Raw genomic sequence first — 21,038 nt, 5'->3', positions numbered from 1 at the left:
TTTTCCTAAGGAAGACTTACCACTACAGCGAAACTTATGATTGACCTGCGGGGACTGGCTCTCCCCGCACTTATTTTTTCCAATAAAACCAAGATCATTTTTAATAAAAATAAGTGCGGGGAGCCAGTCCCCTTCCAGCTAAAATAAAGTATCGCTGTAGTGTTAAATTCATATTGACAAACACTTGCCTGCTCTAGGACAATGAACATATTACCGTCAAGGGCAAGCCCACCACATGGAGGATGTCTTACATGCCAAAAATAGTTCTGTTTTTTCTGATTTTTTTGCTGGCCTTTAGTACCCAGGTCTGGGCTGGACATGGGCCTAAAAAATATGCAGTCATGCCCATAGAAATATATGGACCACAAGAATATGCCTATTTAAAACAGGGTATTCAGTCCATGCTCAGTTCCAGATTGACACGCACTGGACAGACTTCGCCCATCCCCCCCGGTGAAGTCAACCAGCTAGTCGACACCCCCCCTGCCACAGAAGATGAAGCGCTCATGATCGCCGCCCAGCTCGATGCTGACTTTCTGGTTTACGGCGTGGCCAATATTGTAAATAACATCTGCAACCTGGAAATATACGTTGTGGGCCCCGATATGGAGCGCCAAAGGCTTGACAGGGAGAGTTCACTGGGGCAGCTCATTCCTGACCTGGAAGACCTGGCTCAAGAACTTACAGCCATGGTGATTAAAGGGGTTGAGGATCAAGACGACCTGGAAGACTTGACACCTGTTGGACCGGTTGCCGAAGCTCCACCCGAAGATGAGGCCTATATCAGCCCCCACTTTCAATTCCAGGATGATCCCCAGGCAACCGGCAGGTGGCGCAGCCAGACTCTCCCATTCTCCAGTGTCGGAGTGGCAGTAGGCGACACCCAGGGAAGCGGAGAAAAAAACATATTCATCCTGAGCCAGCGCAGGCTGCATGCCTACCGCATGCACGAAAAGCGCCTGCAGCACATAAGTACTTACGAGGCCCCGGGAACATATCAGAACCTCAACATAAACCTGCTTGACATCAACAACAACGGGGAAAAGGAAATTATAGTCTCTGCAATCCAGGATAAGCGGGCCAGGTCATATATCCTGGGATTTAAAAACAACGAGTTCCAGGAGATGCATCTCAGGATTACTTTTTTCATGAACGTGGTAAAAGTACCTCCTCAATACAAACACACCCTGGTGGGGCAGCCTCTCTCGAGCGGGACCAGGTTGTTCAGACCCGGCGGCGTTCAGGAAGTAATGATGACCAGCAATGGGCCGGAACTAGGCCGGGGCATAACACTGCCAGACAAAGCCAATATCTTTAACTTTGCCTTCCTTCCAAGAAACGACGACCACCTGGTGGTTGTAGCAGACAATGATCGTCTGGAGGTATATTCCAACAACAATCGACGTTATACTACAAGCGAGGAATATGCCGGTTCAGGACTGGGCATAGAGACAGACGAAAGGATGCCTGGAATGGGACAGCCGTCTCCCAGAGAAAGAGAGGTAAGCTACTACTATATCCCCACAAGACTGATAACTGCCCGGTTTGAAGGCCAGGATGAATATCATCTTCTGGCCCATAAGCACTTTTCAGGGCGTCTGGCCAGTGTCTTTCAAAGATACCGCAATTTTCCCGAGGGCGAGATCCACGCCCTGTTCTGGGATGAAATAGGACTAAATCTGCACTGGAACACCCGGCGCATCAAGGCCAGCATAGAAGACTTCGGTCTTTACGACATAGATGGGGACGGCCGGAAAGAACTGGTAGTGTGCGTAAATACCCATCCCGGCATAACCGGTATGCAGGAACAAAGAACCATCTTGCTGGCTTATAAAATGGAGTTTTAGAACCAGTCTTGTCCGGAAACATCCAGAAGCAGACAGCCCGGCAGTGCCGTGTAACCCCTTCTGAATCGGGTCAGAAACTCTTTTCCTACCTGAAAAGGGTGCTTGGCAAAGAGTTTCCAGGTTCAGGTATTATGCGACTCATACGTACCGGTCAGGTCAGGGTCAACAGCAAAAGAAGCAAGCCTTACGACCGGGTATATTCCGGGGATACGGTTCGTATTCCACCTCATTATCCGGAAACCGGAGATGATCCTCAGCGGGCCGGGGATCTGGACATAGTGCATGAAAACAATGACTTTGTTGTCCTCAACAAGCCCGCAGGAGTACCTGTTCATTCCGGTACCTCGGCCCGCAGGGACAACATGGTCCTTCGCCTGCGCAAGCACTACGCCGGAGTGGATTTCTCACCTTCCCTGGTGCACAGACTGGACAAGGATACCTCCGGTCTTCTTCTGGCCGCCAAAAACTACACCTGGCTCAAAAGCATGCACCAGGCATGGAAAAGTAACCGGGTACAAAAACTCTACCTGGCCTGGATTCATGGCCCATGGCCTTCCAGATGGGTCAAGCTGGAGCACAGGCTCCTGAAGACCCATGAAATGATGCAGTCCTCACCCCGTGGAAAACCGGCCTTGTCCAGGGTCAGAGCCATAACGAACCGCAAGGGCAAAACCCTGGCAGAGATAGAAATACTTACAGGACGTACTCACCAGATCAGGGTCCAGCTTTCCCTGAGCGGACACCCCATAATAGGTGACTGCAAATACGGCCGTACCGGAGAGTGCAGCAAGATGCTGCTGCATGCCTGTATGCTGTCCTGGCCGGGTCATGAATTCCGGCTGTTGCCGGACTGGACAGGGGATTTCGCCCCGACTGCCGAAGCTATTGAATCCGTTGCACCAGGATATTGGAAAGGGGGAAGGTCTCGCTGTAGATAAGCTCCTGGTCATCATTCTCGACCTTGATGCGCAGGGCGAAAATGTTTTGAGGGTCCAAGCTTCCAGGGAGTTGGAAGGTTACATCCACTTCTTTAAACCTGGCAATGGTATAGTAAAGGTCCTCATGTTCCAGCTCCAGGTCCACCTGGCCACCGTCTCTGCGCACAACATGCAGAAATACACGGCCGCTAATTGTTTCGCCTTCCATCAGGTTGTTGATTTCAAGCTGGACCCTCATTCTGTCATTATTGAAGCTTGCCTGAATATTATCTATACTGACAATCCTTTTGTCTTTATATGCAAACACTTCACTTAGATCCAGCACAGTTGAGCTTTCCCGGTATGCATCAGGGACAGTTAACAATGAATGCAGGTCACGGGCTTCATAGGTTTCAAATACAGCCTGTAGATTTCTTTTATTCTCCAGTTCTTTCGCGGTCTGCTCCAGTTTGCCGGATACTCTTTGCAGCCTGGTTTCCAGCTGTTCTTTTTCCTGAAAAAACAACACGCTGAAGTAAACCCCTGCACCCGCAACAATCCCCAGAATGACAAAAAAAAGAGCAAAAAACTTGATCCAGAAGGGACGCACCCTGAACCTTCTAACAGAGGTATCGTCCCGCATCAGGAGCACGCTGTATTTCTTACCCATTATCTGATCTCTGTCCAGTCTTCATGCAAAATCAGCCAGTTACCGCCTGCTTTCGGGACCAGGCTGAGGGTTTTAAAACCCTTGTCCCGGTAACCGGTTTTGCTGGAGTATGCCTGCTTGAAGCTGATTTCAAAACTGTTTTCGCTCACCTCCGTCTGCACCTGCGAGATTTCGATGGAAGCCGGAACATGACCCCTGCTCCAGAGATCCCTTTTCTGGGATAATATATTATCCAGACCGGTTAAATTATTTTGAACAGCGCCCTGGTGGTAAAATGAGGCATATTTATCAACATCAGCCTTCAGCCAGGCCTTGCGCCATTTTTCCAGAACCTGCTCAAGTTCTTCCCCCCGCTTAAGGCGATAATTATCCAGGAGGCCCGGCTTATTCAGATTGCGAAACTCTTCGCCGACTATCCTGAGTTGCCCGGATTCGTCCTTCTGCCAGTACAGCCTTTTAATTCCCCCGGAAAAAAAACCGGATGAATTGAAAATCTGTCCGAAGTAACTCACCCAGTAATCCGGACCCTGCAGCACCTTGGGGTCTTCTATAAATACATCTATCCAGTCATATGCCTGAAAAAGGCTCTTCTTGTGGTCCCTGAAACTTGAAAAACTCTGAGCACTGCTTCTGGAAAACTCGTCCGGAGCATAAAAAGAAAAGTAGTCGTCCGCTGCATCAGCCCAGGCCCGGGCCCAGTTTCTGCTCAGATCGGCGATTTTCCGTGACTTTTCCAGCTCTATCTCGTCAGGAATCCACTCCATGGTGGATGTTATAATCACCGGAGTATACCACGGCTTGACCATTTCCTCCAGTTTATACATATATTTCATATCCATGGCCACACATCCCTCTGTATCAAAAGGCACGACTTCCTTTCCCCGGCCATGTATCCAGATGCCGAAGCCTGTCTTGCCCTTAGCCCTGTCCACAGGGTTGGGATAGTTCAGTGTCAGACCCATTTCCCCGTAAAGTTCCCGGTCCATGTAACTGGTGTCAATTTTTCGCTCAATGAAATATATGCCTTCCGGGGTCTTTAGGTCTCCTTCCAGTTCCTTATCCCCCAGGCCTTCTCCGGTAGTGCACTGCCACTGATATTCTTTTATCAAAGGGCTTTTATTGGAAAAAACAAAAAAAGACTGGTTTTTCTTGTCCACCACCAAAAGCCTTTCAGGGGCTTTGGAGTTGCCTGTGATGACGGGTTGCCAGGCCTGGGCCGGCAAGGGCCAGGTAAAAAGCAAGAGTAAAAGAATGACTGTCCTCAAGAACACCTCACCAGCTGAGTTCAATTCTGCCCAAAGGTCCGGACATGACCAGTTCAAAAGAATCTGCCTGTAACGCAGGAAATCTCAGGACATAATGATCCTGCCATCTGTTGGCGTACGGGTAGAAGGATTTCAGCTTGGCAAGTGGCTCCCTGCTTTCCCGCACCTCAAGAGGATATAATTTTTTATCATTTTTCAGCACAAATATGGACCACAAAGGGTCCTCAAAGACCAGCCTGCTCCGGGCCTTGTCACCCTTGAAAAGGGCCAGAAATATTTCTGTCTCCTGTTGCAGAGAATATTGCAGGTCCTCCTGCAGCTTGGTTTTCTCATCTTCTGTGAGGCCATAATCAGAGGCCTTCTTTTCGGCATAAGCCTGCATCCATTCCGGACTTTTGTATGTAGCCCTAGCGATAATCATGGTATCCAGTCCTGAATGCAAAGAATCCTGTCTGGTCCAATCGCTGGTGGTCTGTATGTAAGAATCCCCCAGTTCCGGCCATAAAAAATCAGTCGCCCTGTGCCCCTGGCAGGAGCTAATAATGGTCGCTATTCCAATGAGAATAAGCAGCTTGCACCAGAATGGCATTCATGCACCTTTGGCTGCCTCCAGCAGGCTATTGCGGGTGAATATGCATTGCAGGTCATATCCGGCCTGGAGTATGTTTTCGGTACCGCCCTCCTGACGGTCCAGCACGCATAGAATGAGCTTGACCTCCAGCCCTGCATCACTGACCCTTTGACAGGCTGTAAGAAGAGTCCCGCCGGTGGTTATTACATCCTCCAGAAGACACACCTTCTGCCCTGGATAGAAATTGGCCATGCCTTCCAGGAACTGTCCTGTACCATGACCCTTGGGCTCTTTGCGGACTATAAAACCGGGCAGGGGACGGTTGTCGAGGTAAGACATGACAGTAACCGCGCTTACCAGAGGATCGGCACCAAGGGTCATGCCGCCTGCTCCATCCGGATATTCTGCACATTTGTACAGCATGTCCAGGAAGATCCGGCCAAGTAGATAAGCTCCCTCAGGATGCAGAGCTGTCTGCTTGCAATCGAAATAATAATCGCTTTTTTTACCGGAAGTAAGGATAAAATCGCCTTCCTGATAGGATTTGTGATACAGCAGTCCAGCCAGCCTGGCCTTTAGATCTGAAGTCTGCACTAATTAAACACCCTTTTATAAACCAGATCTTCGTGTTTGAGATAGTATCCCCTGTCAAATATCTGGTCCAGTTCTCCCTGGGTAAGATGCTCAAGGACTTTCTGATTTTCACGGACCCTGTCCGGAAAATTTATCTTGTGGTCCCAGCAGTACATGGCATCCTCCTGTACCAGTTCGTAGGCCTCTTGCCGTTCCAGCCCCTTCTCCACCAGGGCCAGAAGGACTCTCTGGGAAAAGTACAGGCCCATGGACAGGTCCAGGTTGTGCTCCATGTTGGATTCGTTAATCTGCAGCCTGTCCAGAACCCCCTTGAGCCGGGTAAGCATGTAGTGCATCAGGATAGTGGAATCCGGCATGATTACCCTTTCCACCGAGGAATGACTGATGTCGCGCTCATGCCACAGGGCCATGTTTTCCATGGACGCCAGCGCATTGCTGCGCACCAGGCGTGAAAGCCCGGTAAGATTTTCGGCGGAAATGGGATTTTTCTTGTGGGGCATGGCGGATGATCCCTTCTGGCCTTTGGTAAACCCTTCTTCGGCCTCCAGGACTTCGGTGCGCTGCAAATGCCTGAGTTCCACGCACAAGCGCTCAATGCCGCCTGCCATCAGGGCAAGAGTGGTGAAATAATCGGCATAGCGGTCTCTTTGCACAATCTGTGTGGAAACAGGGTCTACCTCCAGTCCCAGCTTTTTGCAGGCCCGTTCTTCCAACTCCGGATCCAGGTGGGCATAGGTGCCCACAGCACCGGATATCTTTCCAACCCGGATCTGCTCCAGGGAAGCCTCCCATCGAACCTGGTGCCTGCGCATTTCTGCGTAGAAGCCGGCCATTTTCTGTCCGAAACTTATAGGTTCGGCGTGAATGCCGTGGGTGCGCCCCATCATGAGCCGGCCCCTGTAGCGCCGGGACAGTCCGGACAAAGACTCCATAAGCTCTTCCAGAGCTTTGGCGATAATTTTCCCGGCCCTGTACAGGAGAAGTGCATTGGCGGTATCAACAATATCAGACGAGGTGCATCCGAGATGGATGTAGCGGGCGGAGGATCCTACCTTTTCTTCCACTGCGGATAAAAAAGCAATGACATCATGTTTGGTCCTTTCTTCTATCTCCAGTATGCGATGCAGTTCAAAGTCCGCCCTGGAGCGAATGTTTTCCATGTCCCCTGCAGGGATGGCTCCCAGCTCATGCCAGGCCTCGCATATGGCCAGCTCCACCTCCAGCCAGGCCCGGAACCTGTTTTCCTGGGTCCATAGTTCGCCCATTTCCTTTTTTGTATATCTTTCTATCATGATTTTGTCAGGCGATAATCCTCTGCTGCATCAAAGGGTGTTCAACCGGGGTCCTGTCACTCGGCCACCGGGGACAGGCATCCCGTATTTATTTTTTAACCTGAATCCGTAAAAAAAAGAACTGCACGGATTCAGGCTCAGAGGAAGACTTTTATAATGTCGCTGCAGTGTAAAATTGGCAGCTGTATGCTGTCTTTTTGAATTTAACTGCTTGTTGTTTCCTGGGTAGTCTGGGTACTGGTTTCAGAGCCGGTAGAGGACGTAGAGTCGTTTTTGGCTGCTTCGGTATTGGTTGTGCTTTTTCCGTTTCCGTTGCCGGCCTCGATTCTGTTTTTGCAATAATCCGTCGTATACCAGCCGCTTCCTTTCAGCACAAAGGCTGAGTTGGAAATAAGCCTGGATGAACCGCCCCCGCAAATGGGGCAATTGACATCACGTTCCTGAAAATCCTTCTGCCACTCCTCAAACAGCTGGTGGCATTCGTTGCACCTGTATTCGTAAATAGGCATATGTTCCTCCTTAAAAGGTTTAAAATAAAGTAAGAATAAATTCTGGGCCTTGTATGTGTCACGGCCTCCTGCCACGCTTTCCTGCCACGCGTCTATACGCGATCAGCGTGATGCCGGTTTTTTGACAGGGCTTCAGGGGTGAGTCACATATAAGGTATCAGTTTAACGCTTTGCATTTGGTACGGGGACTGGTTCTTCCCGCACTTATTTTTCTGAAGGATGTATGACCGAATTAAAAAAAAGTGCGGGGAGAGCCAGTCTCCGGAGGTCAATATATAAGTTTCGCAGTAGTGCTAAACAGATACCCAAAAAAAGCCTGTTCAAAAGAAGTGACCTGCATACAAAGTATTCAATATCTTCAGTTTAAGATAATCACTGCAGACCCGCCAGACAAGGACGATCATCTACAGTTTAATATGCAATTGTCAAGACCTGAAAAAGTGCCGGATATTGTCAAGCCATGACAGCTGGTATCTGTTTTGCGCTTTTAAGGAAAGCAGGGGACAGGCACTACGGGACCTACTTGAACATCATTTTATGCTCAAAAACGTCCCATCTTTTGGGGCAAGTGGATCCCGGAAAAGCCAGTCCCTGTGCCAGATGCAAACGCTAAACAGATACGACGGCTAGGCTTTTGCGGCTGCCTGAATGGCCTCTTTCTTGCGCTGCTTGAGACGCTTTTTCTTTCTGCGGCGGCGTCGGTCCAGTTCCTTGTGACGTTCTATCTTCTTGTGGCGACTCATTATATCAAACCTCCCTATATAAACTTGAGAGTAAAAAAAAGCTGATAATTGTAAACACTACAGCGACACCTTTGTGATAAGTATCTGTTTAGCGCTTTTTAAGGAAAGCAGGGGACAGTCACTCCGGGACCCACTTGAGCATCAATTTGTGCTCAAAATGACTCATTTTCTGGGACAAGTGGGTCCCGGAAGAGCCAGTCCCCATGCCACATCCAAAGCGCTAAATAGATACTGTAATAATTAGACCACCGGGGACAGGCACTTTTGCCGAACTTCTAACCGTAAAACGGCCGGGCACACCAGCGGCAAAAGAGCCAGTTCCCGGAGGTCAATAATGAGTTTCGCTGAAGCAAAGAGCAATCAACATAGTACAATCAATTATGGCCTGTCCAGTACTTATTCGTCATTCAGACGCAACCATTCAGGGGGACCTCGATGGTGATTGTTGGCAATCACGCTGAAGGCGTGACTGGAACAGGTTCTTCCCTTACGAGTCCCTCCTCCGGGCAGGAAGCCACTTTTTCCAATAAAACAAGTTATTTTGCATACAGATATGCACTACGTATCTGTTTAGCGCTTTTTTTGGAAGGCAGGGGACAGGCACTCCGGGACCCACTTGAGCATCATTTTGTGCTTAAAACGACTCGCATCATATCATATCCCTGCAAGTTCGTAATTCTGGCTCCCAAGACCCAGATGCCGGGCATATTCCAGGGCATGAGCCCCGTTGGTTTTAGGATGAACAGCAGTAAATTTGTCCTGACCCGGCCTGATGTCTTCCGGCAATAAACTTGGATGCAAGGGTTGGGCCATATTCACCAGGTCCAGGCATGCCTGATCCAGGGCTACAGGATCATGGGAAGCCAGCACGCCCAGATCCGGGCACAGGGGGGCATCACTGAACCCTGGACAGTCGCAGTCAGGGGTGACATTGAAAATGTAGTTTATATGCACACATTTGTCTCGTTTACTGGAAAGCACTGCTGCCGCATACTCTATCATGCGCTCCAGAAATGCATCCATTTCGGTCTGCCAGTTAATCTGTAAAGCCCCGGTCCTGCATGCAAGGATACAGGCTGCGCAGCCCACGCATTTCTCAGGATCCATACATATTTTGCCATTATCCAGTGAAAGGGCCCCGGAGGCGCACATCTGAACACACATACCACAGCCCTGGCAGTGAGAGTCTTCAATCTTTGGTTCCAGACCTGAGTGCTGGTGCATTTTGCCCTGTCTGGTGGCACAACCCATGGCCAGATTTTTTAAGGCCCCGCCGAAACCTGCGAGCTCATGGCCCTTAAAATGGCTGACATTGACCATAAAGTCGGCATCAATAATATCGCCGGCCAGATAAAATTCGCGCAAACGCCGGCCTTCATAAAATACCTTTCTCCGGTGGTTGCTCTTCAGACCGTCGGCAATTATCACAGGCGCCCCGACAATATTGGGGTCGAACCCATGCAAGGCGGCCTGCAAGTGGTGGGATACAGCTTCTCCCCTGTTGCCCACATACAGGGTATTGGTGTCTGTGAGAAACGGCCTGGCCCCGGTCTTTTTGATAAACTCCACTACCGGCCTGATCCACAAAGGCGACACAAAGCCGGTTGTACCGCCCTCTCCGAAATGAATCTTTACTGCGGCGAGCATGCCCGGTTCCAGCATACTACCCAGGTCGATCTTTTTCAAAAGCTTTTTCAGGCGAAGGTCATAGGGCATCTTTCGCGAAGCCCGCAAATTCCAGAAATATACTTTACTCATTGCAAAACTCCTTTACCACTACAGCGATACTAATAAAACTGTAACACTACAGCTAAACTTATAAAATACAGGGTATCTCAATTGGGGACAGGCACCCCCGCACTTATTTTTATTACAAATGATCTTGGTTTTATTGGAAAAAATAAGTGCGGGGAGAGCCAGTTCCCGGAGGTCAATAAGTAAGTTTCGCTGTAGTGGTAACCATTCAGTGGGGGTCCTCGGTGGTGATTACTGGCACAAGGCCTGGGGACTGTTCCCCGCTGAGTACTAGCTGTGCAGGTGCACACAACTGCGCATTTGTCATTTTTTATTTGTGCAGAAAAGGTATCGCGGGGACTGTCCCGGGCCGGTATCTGCCCCCCTGAATGGTTACATAAGTTTCGCTGTAGTTCACCACAATTACTGCCAGAAATTGAAACAGGGAACAACCCCGGGGGTGTTCCCTGTCAAAAAAAAAATATTGCTAATAGCTCTGAGCTCAAACCTGGCATCTCAAGCCTCAAGGCATAAAAAAAACTAAAAAATTCAGCCAAACTTTTAAAATCTACCGGATATTTCAAATGGGACAGGCACCCCACCAAGCTCCACTCTTTATGCCCAAAGCCATCAAAACATGTAGCTGAAGCTCACGCTTCCAATATGGGTATGTCCGTTTTTAAATTTGCTGTCCAGAACACCATCCTCTGCCCTGGCATCAATTCTGCGGTCGGAAAACCACAGGTAAGAATAGGAAAAGTCCAGGCTGGCCTTTTCCCAGCTGAAGCCAATGCCGGTGTTAAGAATATTGCGGTGGTTGGTAGGTGTCATGTAGTCAGCATAACTGTCCCTGTCCGGGATCTGGTCAAAAACATACCCCAGCCGAAGGTCCAGAAGATCATTAAGATCATACTCAACCCCAAACTGAAAACGCCATACATCCCGCCATTTTTTGTCGGTTACAGTGGTGTCAGTGGAGGGGTCCATCGGATTCAAGGGTGATCCATAATCAATCCTGAGCTCGTCATAGGTGCTCCAAAGGGTGTATATGGCATTGGCTTCCAGGGTAAGCCTTTCCATAGGTCTGAACATGATGCCCAGACCAAAAGAGTCCGGCAGTGTAATATCGCCCTTGGCAGAAGTATTTTCAAACAGTCCGGCAGGCAGTACAGCTGGACGGTCAAACCTGGCATCCCCGTCAAGAGAATGCTCAACCCGACTTTTATATGTAAAACCCACCGCCCAGGTGTCGTTGGGTTTATAATGTAGGGCGACATTGGCACCTATACCATAGCTGTCCCCGCTAACCTTGGCATCCACATCTTGACTCCTTACCTGTTGCCCCATGGCATTAATGGCACGCTCCTGATTAAAGTCAAACCACATGATCTCGCCACCGAAAGCCAGGGACCAGGATTCAGACAGTTTCAATGCCAGGTTGGGGTTGAAAGACAGGGACTGTACCCTGGTGAAAACTGAGTTATACCTGCCCGGCCAGTCATCCGGGTATTCAGTACCCAGGCCGAACCTGCTGTATACCCCTAAGCCAAGCCAGGCCTGATCGGTCAGCTGGTGTGTCAAAAAAGCGTGCGGTGGAATCCAGTAGTTACTTTTAATGCTGGTTGTCTGACTGCTTCCTGCAGCATCAGTGGTTTTTATATCCCCTCCAGGAGCCACCACAGACAAGCCGATCTGGGTCCTGGTCCCATCAAGCTGTGTAATCCCGGCTGGATTATAGGCAACTGCAGAGGCATCGTCAGCTCTGCCAAGCATTGTCCCCCCGAGAGACGTCCCCCTTGAGCCCCACTCGTAAAGGGCAAACCCGGCTGCACCGGCATTGCCGGCGTATCCAAAACAGATCAGCATCAAGATCAGCACGACTTTTTTCCAGTTCATACCCCCCTCCAGAATAAATTTGCGCTAGTTGTTACAAAAATATTTTTAACCACACAAAAATCAGGCATGTCCTATAATTTTTCACCCCAAAAAGCAAGGGCATAACTAAAAATTTAATTGTAGATATAATTGATAGGTATTTTAAAATAATAAATTCTATGTATTATTTTAGTGAGTTACTTTTAACACCCTATCATAACACTACAGCGAAACTTATAAAATATAATTACGTATCTCAATTGGGGACAGGCACCCCCGCACTTATTTTTATTACAAATGATCTTGGTTTTATTGGGAAAAATAAGTGCGGGGAGAGCCAGTCCCCGGAGGTCAGTCATAAGTTTCGCTGTAGTGATAATAAACAAAATATTTTTGAGCAATGACGGGATTATAGCGCCAGGCTGTGTTTCCAGCCCAGAGAGGCCTGGAAGACCTGCGGGCTGAAAGACGACCCGTAGGCACGGGCCTCAGGGGCAGGAAGCTATGCGACATGCAAAATGCTGCACCATGGCTGCACAGCAAAAATTGAATATTTTCGCTGGAAAGATAGTGACTTTCATCTGAAATCCTGTCATAAAAACAAAGGAAAGACTCAGTGTATCTGTTTAACGCTAAACAGATACTACTCAGGGGGGGAAAATGAACGATTATTTAACCAACAATTTTCTGGCGGGCATGTTTATCAGTGTGGCTCTGATCCTGGGAGCCCTGATTCTTGGATCCGCTGTTAAGGATTTCAAGGCTTACGACAGATATGTCAGTGTCCGGGGCTTTGCTGAAAGGGAGGTTCCGGCGGATCTGGCTTACTGGCCGTTGTCCTTCAATACGGCCGGCAATGATCTGCAAAAGATCCAGGAAGAACTGGATGCTTCCGCTGAGAAAGTATTCGCATTCCTTGACAGGCACGGTCTTGGGGACGCTGATGTATCCATTTCATCACCCAGGATTAACGACCAGCACGCATACGGGATTTCCCGGCAGCATATGCCTGCCAATCGTTTCACAGCCCAGAGCATCATCACGGTCCGCACAGATAAGACCCAGGCCGTTAAAAACGCCATGTCCGCCGCCGGGGAGCTGGTATCCGAGGGAGTAATTCTGGTGCATTCCTATGAGTTTCAGCCCAGGTTCGAATTTACCGGCCTGGCCGATATCAAGCCGGAGATGATTGCTGAGGCCACGCTCGACGCCCGCAACGCGGCCATGCGGTTCGCCCATGATTCCGACAGCAATGTCGGAGCCATTCGAAGGGCCAGTCAGGGACTTTTCACCATCAATGACCGGGACGATTTCACTCCGGAGATAAAACGGGTCAGGGTTGTGACCAGCGTGGATTATTTTCTGGAAGACTGATTGCAGCACTGTAGAGTCCATCGCGGACCGTGCCCGCAACACAAATAAGAAAAAAGGTATCTGTTTAGCACTACAGCGAAACTTATAAAATATAATATTGCACCTCAATTGGGGACAGGCACCCCCGCACTTATTTTTATTATAAATGATCTTGGTATTATTGGAAAAAATAAGTGCGGGGAGAGCCAGTCCCCATGCCACATGCAAAACGCTAAACAGATACGAAAATAGTTTTTTTTCTCCACCCCGGTCTCAAACCCGTACCCTTTGCAGAAAACTCAGACTTTCACAGGATAACCCATGTCCCAAAGCCATGAGACCAATCCAGAACTGCAGCTTGCCCACGATTTTGTCCGTCATACCAACTGCAACATCTTTTTGACGGGCAAGGCCGGAACCGGCAAAACCACCTTTCTGCACAATCTGAGGGACAACCTCGGCAAGCGTATGGTGGTTACAGCCCCCACAGGGGTTGCCGCCATCAACGCGGGCGGAATGACCCTGCACTCCTTTTTTCAAATTCCCCTGGGAACCAATTTGCCAGGAAGCGGGTTTAGCAGCGATAACGGCCGGAGCCAGTTCCGGTTCAGCAGGCAGAAGCTAAAAATCATCCAGAGCATGAACCTGTTGATCATCGACGAGATAAGCATGGTCCGGGCCGATCTTCTGGACAGTGTAGACACCGCCCTGCGCCGGCTCCGACGCAGCAGACAGCCTTTCGGCGGGGTGCAGCTGCTTATGATCGGAGACCTGCACCAGCTTCCGCCGGTGGTCAAACAAGATGAGTGGGAGCTGATCCGGGAGCATTATGACTCCCCGTACTTTTTCAGCAGCAATGCCCTGAAGCGGACAGAGATGGTCACAGTGGAACTGAAGCATATTTTCCGCCAGTCGGATCAGGAATTTATTGAAATCCTGAACCGGGTCAGAGATAATCGCCTGGACCAGTATTGTCTGCAGGCACTCAACCAGCGCTTTATTGAAGGCTTTTCCCCCACTGATGACCAGGGATACATCACCCTGACCACCCACAACCGCATTGCCGAATCCATCAACCAGTCCAGGCTGCAAAACCTCAAAGACGAAACTTTCACTTTCACGGCCAGGGTAAGCGGGGACTTTCCTCAACACCTTTACCCTGCAGCTTCTGAACTGGTGCTCAAAAAAGGGGCCCAGGTCATGTTTATACGTAACGACTTCAGCCCGGCCAGGCAATATTACAACGGCAAAATCGGCCACGTAACCCGGGTGACTGACAAGGAGATCGTGGTCTCCTGCCCTGGAGACGCACGTGAAATAACCGTGGAACCCGCAGTATGGGAAAACATAAAATACGATCTTAACCCCCAGACCCTGGAAATAGAAAAAAAGGTCACCGGTGAGTTTCACCAGTACCCCTTGAAACTGGCCTGGGCCATTACCATCCACAAAAGCCAGGGTCTGACCTTTGAAAGGGCTGTCATAGACGCCGGGGCAGCTTTCGCCCATGGCCAGATATACGTTGCACTGAGCCGGTGCAAGACCCTGGAGGGCCTGGTGCTTACTTCACCCCTCACACCCCGGGGACCTGCAACAGACTCTAAAGTCCAGGACTTCACCATCCAGGCCAGGCAAAACCCGCCTTCCCTTGAAAAGCTCCAAACCGCCAAAATCAGCTACCAGCACGACCTGCTGCTGGAATGCTTTGACCTGTCAGGGCTTCAAAAACACCTGCAGAACCTCCTGCGGTCCCTGGATGATAATCCCGGCCTTTTACGGGTTGATGGTGTTCAGGAGATGCCGGGAATGGGACGGAACTCCGCAGGGTATATATTCGAAGTCAGCGAAATATTTTCAAGAGAACTGAAAAACCTCTTTGATGAGCATCAGCTTCCACAGGACAATGAGCTTCTGCAGCAGCGTCTTCAGAAGGCTTCGGCATGGTTCCAGGAGAGACTGCAAAACCTGCTGGTCCGGCCTCTTGGGGAAATCAAGCTGGACTCGGACAACAGAGAACTCCTGCAAAAGGCTGAGGGAAACCTGCTTGAGGTTCAAAAAGAACTGCATGTAAAACTGGCAGGCATAATGTCATGTGAAAAGGGCTTTTCGTCCCAGGCATATCTACAGGCGGTTTCGAGGGCGGAAGTTGATTTTGACTCTGACCGCGGCAAGAAAAAATCATCCCGGGAGATTGTACCTTCTGACATTGAGCACCCCGAACTCTTCAAGATCCTGAAAAAATGGCGTCTGGAAAAGGCCCGGGAAAAGAATATTGCGGTTTATCAGGTTCTGCACCAGCAGACCCTGGTGCGGGTAGTCAATGCCCTGCCCTGTAGCCGGAAAGAACTGCTGCATATAAGTGGAATCGGCAGAATAACCGTTGATAAGTTCGGCAGCGAAATAATTGCAGCTATACTAGAATACATGAGCAGACACGACATCCTGAAGCCTGCTGCAGACCAGGCTATGAACAGTCTGGACCGGGACCCGGCCGACCTGCACACCAGAAGTCTGTCTGCCACCAGGCAGACCACCCTGGCATTGTTTAAAGAAGGCAAGGGCATCCACAAAATAGCAGAAGAAAGAGGCCTGGCACCTTCAACCATTGAAGAACATCTGAGCACCTTTATTGAGACAGGAGAAGTCGACATCAGCCAGGTGATGGACTCCGGAAAACAGCAAAACATCTCGCGGGTTCTGCAGGCAGTACCGGAAAAGTCCCTGGGCCAGGCCAAAAGAAAGCTTGGGGATGCTTATTCTTATGGAGAAATAAAAATGGTCATGGCACATCTGCGGGTACTAAACAAGCAGGATGCCACATAAGGCAGGCGAACCATTCAGGGGGTCCTCGGTTGTGGCTAATGGCACAAGGCCAGGGGACTGTCCCGCACTTATTTTTCTAACGCTCACATCTGTAAATTGTTCATCAAAAAAAAATAAGTGCGCGGACTGTCCCCCTGGCCGGTACCTGCCCCCCTGAATGGTTACAGGCAGGCTTGTTCTGCAAAAATCTTCTCGCCCTGAAAACATCGAGGTTACGTCCGCCGGTTGCCGGGTTGAATATTTTAATCCGTTCTTGACCCATGCCGGGTAATTTCACACCAGGCAGTGCTTGTTGTCGCTGGGCCTAGATTACCGGGCGATCATGGTACGCAGAATCTCGGCGCACTTGCTGCTGTTAAAGGCCATGAGGTAAAGCTTGTCTATGTAGTGAATGAGTTGGTAGATATCCTTGAAATCCAGTTCAGAATTGAAGACCTTGCGGGTTATCTCATTTTTGTCCCTGAACACCTTGTCCTTGTTTTCCCTGATCTTGCGCAGACTTTCCTTAAGCTCTTCGCGGTTCATGCTCTCCATGTGCACCAGGGCTGTAGTCTCCCGCAGGGCCGGCCCCAACATTTCCAGAGTTTTGACCACATCACCCTGTAAAAAAAGGAGTTCTTTCTGAAATTTTTCCGGGATGTTGACCTCGCGCATGCCAAGCCAGTTCAAGGCTTCCTGGGCAGCATCCAGGATGTTGTCCTGCACACTGGTATAATTGAGAAACTGGATCTTATCCACTGTCATGAACAGACCACGCGGCAGATGATTGCGAATATTCCGGATTATCTTGTCCGCCTGGCTCTCCAGTTCATTTATCCTGCTTTGCAGGGAAAGAAATTCCGGGCATTTGTCTCCGCCACCAATATAGCACTCCAGGGCCTCGTTAATAACCTCAATGGATTCATGGATTTTTTCATAATGGTCATGCAACCCCTCCATGGGGGATTTGGAGGACAAAAGCCCGAAAAAATTCATTCTCATGTGACACCTCGCATTTGGAGTCGATTAGATCTATATAACAAAAGTCCAGCGCAATGTCTGAAAAATAACAATGCAGGTCAAAGCAGCAATAGGCACAGTCAGTACCCAGTAGGCCAGGATGCGCAACAAAACACTCAGGTCAATGGCGCTGAACCCCCTGGCCAGCCCAACACCTGTCACTCCTCCTACGCAGGCATGCGTGGTGGAGACAGGCATACCCAAGATAGAAGCCACTAAAACCGCAGTAGCAGAACCGTAATTTACGGAAAACCCTCTGGTATGGGTAAGTGTAGTGATGCGGGTCCCCACCGTACGTATAACCCTGCCTCCAAGGAGGGCAATGCCTGCCGCTATGCCCAGACCGCCCATTATCAGCAGAAAGGTGGGAATATCTGCGTGCTCGACCATTTCCTGCTGTCTGACAATGATATATATAACCGCCACCGGCCCTACGGCATTGGCGACATCATTAGCCCCGAGAGAGAGCGCGACATAGGATGAAGTCATGATCTGCAGTTTGCGGAAAATGCCCTCCACATTTTCCACCTTCTGCTCCAAATGCCTGGTGGCTTTTATGATCAAGTATCGAAAAAGGGCCCAGGCCAGGCAAGCAATTGCAAAAATCAACATCACAGCATACGGCGCCCTCAGATCTACAGCGTCATATAAAGGGGTTTTGAAAAAAAATGAAAAACCCAGGATCAGAACGGTCAGCCCGATCCACCTGGGAGCCCAGATTCTGGCCTGTTCCAGGTAATGCTTCTGATAAAATATAAACTTTCTGATGTGGGTAAATATCAGATAGGCAAGGACACCGGCGAAGATCGGCGAAATGAGCCAGGACAGGACTACTACCAGAAGAATCGCCCAGTTCACAACTTCCGGACCGCCTGCCACAATCCCGAATCCCAGGACACTGCCCACAATAGAATGGGTGGTTGATACGGGCAGAGAAGCCAGACTGGCAATGAGCACCCAAAGAGCCGCCGCCAGCAGGGCGGAAAACATACCCAGCACCATCAGCCTGGGGTCGGCTATGTGCTCCGGGTTCACAACCCCCCTGGTGATTGTAGCCGTAACGTGAGCACCCAGTAATACCGCCCCTGCAAATGTAAGAGGGGCTGCGATCATCACCGCCTGGTGGACACTAAGGGCCTTGGAACCGACCGCTGTGGCCATGGTGTTGGCCAGGTCGTTGGCTCCCAGGCTGAAGGCCATGAGCAGTCCGGCCAGCATGGACAGATAAAATATCAGATCGTAAAATTCCAACCTGCACCCCTGGTAAAGTAGCTAGCCCCGCAAGAAACACACCAAAAACTTGAGGGCGAAACTGTTCAAAATCGTATTGTTTAGCGCTTTGCATGTGGCTCGGGGACAGGCACCCCGCACTTATTTTTCCAAGTAAACGTAGCACTACAGCGACACTTGTGTAAATTGCCGCCTCGGCCTATGGGGACAGGCACCCCGCACTTATTTTTAAAATCCGTCAGTCTTCTGTAAGCAAAATAAGTGCGGTGAGCCAGTCCCCTTCCAGCTTAAATAAAGTGTCGCAGTAGTGGTAGACCATTTTAAAATAAGTGCGGGGGTACCTGTCCCCTGCTTTCCTTAAAAGCGCTAGACAGATACTAAAAATCGAATTTCGCCCTCAAGTCAACTTTATTGCCTCCAGGATTGAAGGCCCTTATGGATCAGTCTTCCAGGGTGGAGGTATCTCCCACTTCTTCGCCCATTTCCTGGGCCTTGAGCACCCGGCGCATAATCTTGCCGCTGCGGGTCTTGGGCAATTTCTCCGTGAATTCGATACCCTTGATTACCGCCACAGGTCCAAGCTCGGATCTTACATGGGACTTGAGAGTCTTAATGAGTTCGTCCGGATCATCAACAGTGTGGTCAGCACTGAGAGTGACAAAGGCCTTGGCCACTTCGCCCTTGATCTTGTCAGGGACACCGATGACTGCAGCTTCGGACACGGCCTTGTGAGATACCAGGGCGCTTTCGATTTCAGCTGAGCCCACCCTGTGTCCGGCGATGCTGATAACGTCGTCGGAGCGGCCCTGGATCCAGAAATAGCCGTCCTGATCCTTGCGGGCTACGTCACCGGCCAGGTATACTCCGGGTATTTTTTCCCAATAGGTCTTCTTGTAGCGCTCCGGGTCCTTGTAAAGGGTGCGAAGCATTGAAGGCCAGGGATTCTTAATAATAAGCTGCCCTCCCTTGCCCGGAGGTACAGGGGTGCCTTCGTTGTCCACCACGTCGGCCTCGATTCCCGGCAGAGGCTTGCCGCAGGATCCGGGCTTGAGCAGGGTGATAGGAAATGGACTGATCATGACCGAACCGGTTTCCGTCTGCCACCAGGTATCGATTATGGGGCATTCGGCGCGACCGATATTGTTGTAGTACCACATCCATGCCTCGGGGTTGATGGGCTCACCCACGCTGCCAAGCAGTCTCAGGGTGGAAAGGTCGTGTTGTTTGGGGTACTGGCTGCCGAAACGCATGAGCATGCGAATCAGGGTGGGAGCAGTATAAAAGATGGTCACTCCGTAGCGGGCCACCATCTGCCAAAGCCGGTCCGCCTGGGGATACAGGGGATGGCCTTCAAAAAGCATGGTGGTGGTCCCGGCCATAAGCGGACCGTATAGCACGTAGCTGTGCCCGGTGATCCAGCCCATGTCTGCAGTGCACCAGAAAATATCCGTGGGCTTGATATCGAAAATCCAGTTCAGGGAACGATTGACACCCACCATGTAACCCCCATGGGTGTGCACGATGCCCTTGGGCTTGCCGGTGGTGCCGGAACTGTAAAGCAAAAACAGCATGTCTTCAGAGTCCATGACCTCAGTCTCTGAAACCGGGCTTTCCTGGCGAATCAGATCCTCATACCAGATATCGCGCATTTCGGTCATTTCGACTTCCACGCCTGCCCGGTGTACTACAACCACTGTGTCCACGCTTTCACATCCGCCCACCAGAGCTTTGTCCACCAGGTTCTTGACGTTGGCCGGGCGGCCGTTGCGGTAAAAACCGTCGGCAGTGATGACCAGCTTGGCCTCGGTGTCCTGGATGCGCTCCCGAAGGGCCTTGGCGGAAAAACCTGCAAAGACCATGCTGTGCACAGCACCAATCTTGGCTACCGCCAGAATGGATATCATGGTCTCTGGGAGCGGGGGCATGTAAAGAATTACCCGGTCGCCTTTCTTTATGCCCAGGGAGCGCAGAGCATTGGCAAACCTGTTTACTGCCCGGTAAAGTTCGTAATAAGTAAACTTTTTTGTATCTCCGGGTTCGCCCTCCCAGATAAGGGCCAGCTTATTCTTGTTGGCTGTGGTGATATGCCTGTCCAGGGCATTGTACACGATATTGCACTTGGCCCCGGTAAACCACTTGTAGAAGGGGGCCTCGGAATCATCCAGAACCTTGTCCCACTTCTTGAACCAATCCAGTTCCTTAGCTGCATCCTCCCAGTAGTCCAGGTAGTTTTCCTGGCACTGCTTCATCACCGCAGAATGCTCCTGCGGATTGATGTTGGCATCGATTACCATCTGGGGCAGCGGTCGAAAAATCCTTTCCTCTTGCAGTAAAGAGTCAAGGGCACCTTTGTCTTCCATAACACTCCTCCTTTAAACTCTGTCCGAATAACAATCTCTTAAGCTTAATAACACAACAGCGAACATATATCACTACAGCAACACTTTATTTTAGCTGGAAGGCGACTGGCTCCCCGCACTTATTATAATAATCCGTGTATCTGTTTAGCGCTTTTAAGGAAAGCAGGGGACAGGCACTCCGGGACCCACTTGAGCATCATTTTGTGCTTAAAATATCTCATTTTTTGGGACAAGTGGGTCCCGGAAGAGCCAGTCC

General features: G+C 50.2%; 15 protein-coding genes. 4 read left to right on the top strand and 11 right to left on the bottom strand.

Annotated features, from left to right (window positions below):
• The first annotated feature begins 251 nt into the window (after nt 1–251).
• The gene (locus tag QZP87_RS03865) at nt 252–1,847 is read left to right on the top strand and encodes a hypothetical protein (RefSeq protein WP_291321601.1); all 1,596 of its coding nucleotides are present in this window, start codon (nt 252–254) and stop codon (nt 1,845–1,847) included.
• Nucleotides 1,848–1,855: 8 nt separating this feature from the next.
• Entirely contained in the window at nt 1,856–2,785 is a 930-nt protein-coding gene (locus tag QZP87_RS03860; protein WP_291321600.1) for an RluA family pseudouridine synthase, read from the top strand.
• Here QZP87_RS03860 and QZP87_RS03855 read toward each other — a convergent pair.
• From QZP87_RS03855 to QZP87_RS03820, 8 genes are all read right to left on the bottom strand, one after another.
• The gene (locus QZP87_RS03855; RefSeq protein WP_291321599.1) at nt 2,730–3,434 is read right to left on the bottom strand and encodes a hypothetical protein; all 705 of its coding nucleotides are present in this window, start codon (nt 3,432–3,434) and stop codon (nt 2,730–2,732) included. The two genes, QZP87_RS03860 and QZP87_RS03855, sit on opposite strands and share 56 nt — an antisense overlap.
• Nucleotides 3,434–4,699, bottom strand: a complete 1,266-nt coding sequence (locus QZP87_RS03850) for a L,D-transpeptidase family protein (RefSeq protein WP_291321598.1) — start codon at nt 4,697–4,699, stop codon at nt 3,434–3,436. Before QZP87_RS03850 ends, QZP87_RS03855 begins: the two co-directional genes overlap by 1 nt.
• A 7-nt stretch (nt 4,700–4,706) precedes the next feature.
• Entirely contained in the window at nt 4,707–5,288 is a 582-nt protein-coding gene (locus QZP87_RS03845) for a hypothetical protein (protein ID WP_291321597.1), read from the bottom strand.
• Complete coding sequence (gene pyrE, locus QZP87_RS03840) at nt 5,289–5,864, bottom strand: orotate phosphoribosyltransferase (protein WP_291321596.1); 576 nt, start codon at nt 5,862–5,864, stop codon at nt 5,289–5,291.
• The gene (purB, locus tag QZP87_RS03835; protein ID WP_291321595.1) at nt 5,864–7,156 is read right to left on the bottom strand and encodes an adenylosuccinate lyase; all 1,293 of its coding nucleotides are present in this window, start codon (nt 7,154–7,156) and stop codon (nt 5,864–5,866) included. The genes pyrE and purB overlap by 1 nt, the downstream gene beginning before the upstream one ends.
• 203 nt (nt 7,157–7,359) lie before the next feature.
• On the bottom strand, nt 7,360–7,665 hold the full coding sequence (locus QZP87_RS03830; protein ID WP_291321594.1) for a zinc ribbon domain-containing protein: 306 nt from the start codon (nt 7,663–7,665) through the stop codon (nt 7,360–7,362).
• A 1,397-nt stretch (nt 7,666–9,062) separates the two neighbouring features.
• Entirely contained in the window at nt 9,063–10,166 is a 1,104-nt protein-coding gene (locus QZP87_RS03825) for a DUF362 domain-containing protein (protein WP_291321593.1), read from the bottom strand.
• 606 nt (nt 10,167–10,772) lie between these two features.
• Nucleotides 10,773–12,038, bottom strand: coding sequence for an outer membrane protein transport protein (locus tag QZP87_RS03820; RefSeq protein ID WP_291321592.1), 1,266 nt, complete (start codon nt 12,036–12,038; stop codon nt 10,773–10,775).
• 639 nt (nt 12,039–12,677) lie between these two features.
• Here QZP87_RS03820 and QZP87_RS03815 point away from each other — a divergent pair.
• Together QZP87_RS03815 and QZP87_RS03810 are read left to right on the top strand one after the other, a co-directional pair.
• Nucleotides 12,678–13,391 carry an SIMPL domain-containing protein gene (locus tag QZP87_RS03815; RefSeq protein ID WP_291321591.1) on the top strand — a complete coding sequence of 238 codons (714 nt, stop codon included), beginning with the start codon at nt 12,678–12,680 and terminating at the stop codon, nt 13,389–13,391.
• A gap of 300 nt (nt 13,392–13,691) precedes the next feature.
• On the top strand, nt 13,692–16,193 hold the full coding sequence (locus tag QZP87_RS03810) for a helix-turn-helix domain-containing protein (RefSeq protein WP_291321590.1): 2,502 nt from the start codon (nt 13,692–13,694) through the stop codon (nt 16,191–16,193).
• 309 nt (nt 16,194–16,502) lie between these two features.
• Here QZP87_RS03810 and QZP87_RS03805 read toward each other — a convergent pair whose 3' ends face one another.
• The 3 genes from QZP87_RS03805 to acs all read right to left on the bottom strand — a co-directional run bounded on the left by QZP87_RS03805 (nt 16,503) and on the right by acs (nt 20,782).
• On the bottom strand, nt 16,503–17,174 hold the full coding sequence (locus tag QZP87_RS03805; RefSeq protein ID WP_291321589.1) for a DUF47 family protein: 672 nt from the start codon (nt 17,172–17,174) through the stop codon (nt 16,503–16,505).
• A gap of 30 nt (nt 17,175–17,204) precedes the next feature.
• Nucleotides 17,205–18,443: an inorganic phosphate transporter gene (locus QZP87_RS03800; protein WP_291321588.1), complete on the bottom strand. Its 1,239-nt coding sequence runs from the start codon at nt 18,441–18,443 to the stop codon at nt 17,205–17,207.
• A gap of 419 nt (nt 18,444–18,862) precedes the next feature.
• Entirely contained in the window at nt 18,863–20,782 is a 1,920-nt protein-coding gene (gene acs / locus QZP87_RS03795) for an acetate--CoA ligase (protein WP_291321587.1), read from the bottom strand.
• Nucleotides 20,783–21,038: the final 256 nt, after the last annotated feature.

Source organism: Desulfonatronospira sp., from assembly GCA_003563255.1.
Lineage (GTDB): Bacteria > Desulfobacterota > Desulfovibrionia > Desulfovibrionales > Desulfonatronovibrionaceae > Desulfonatronospira.
This window is presented reverse-complemented; position numbering and strand designations above follow the sequence as displayed.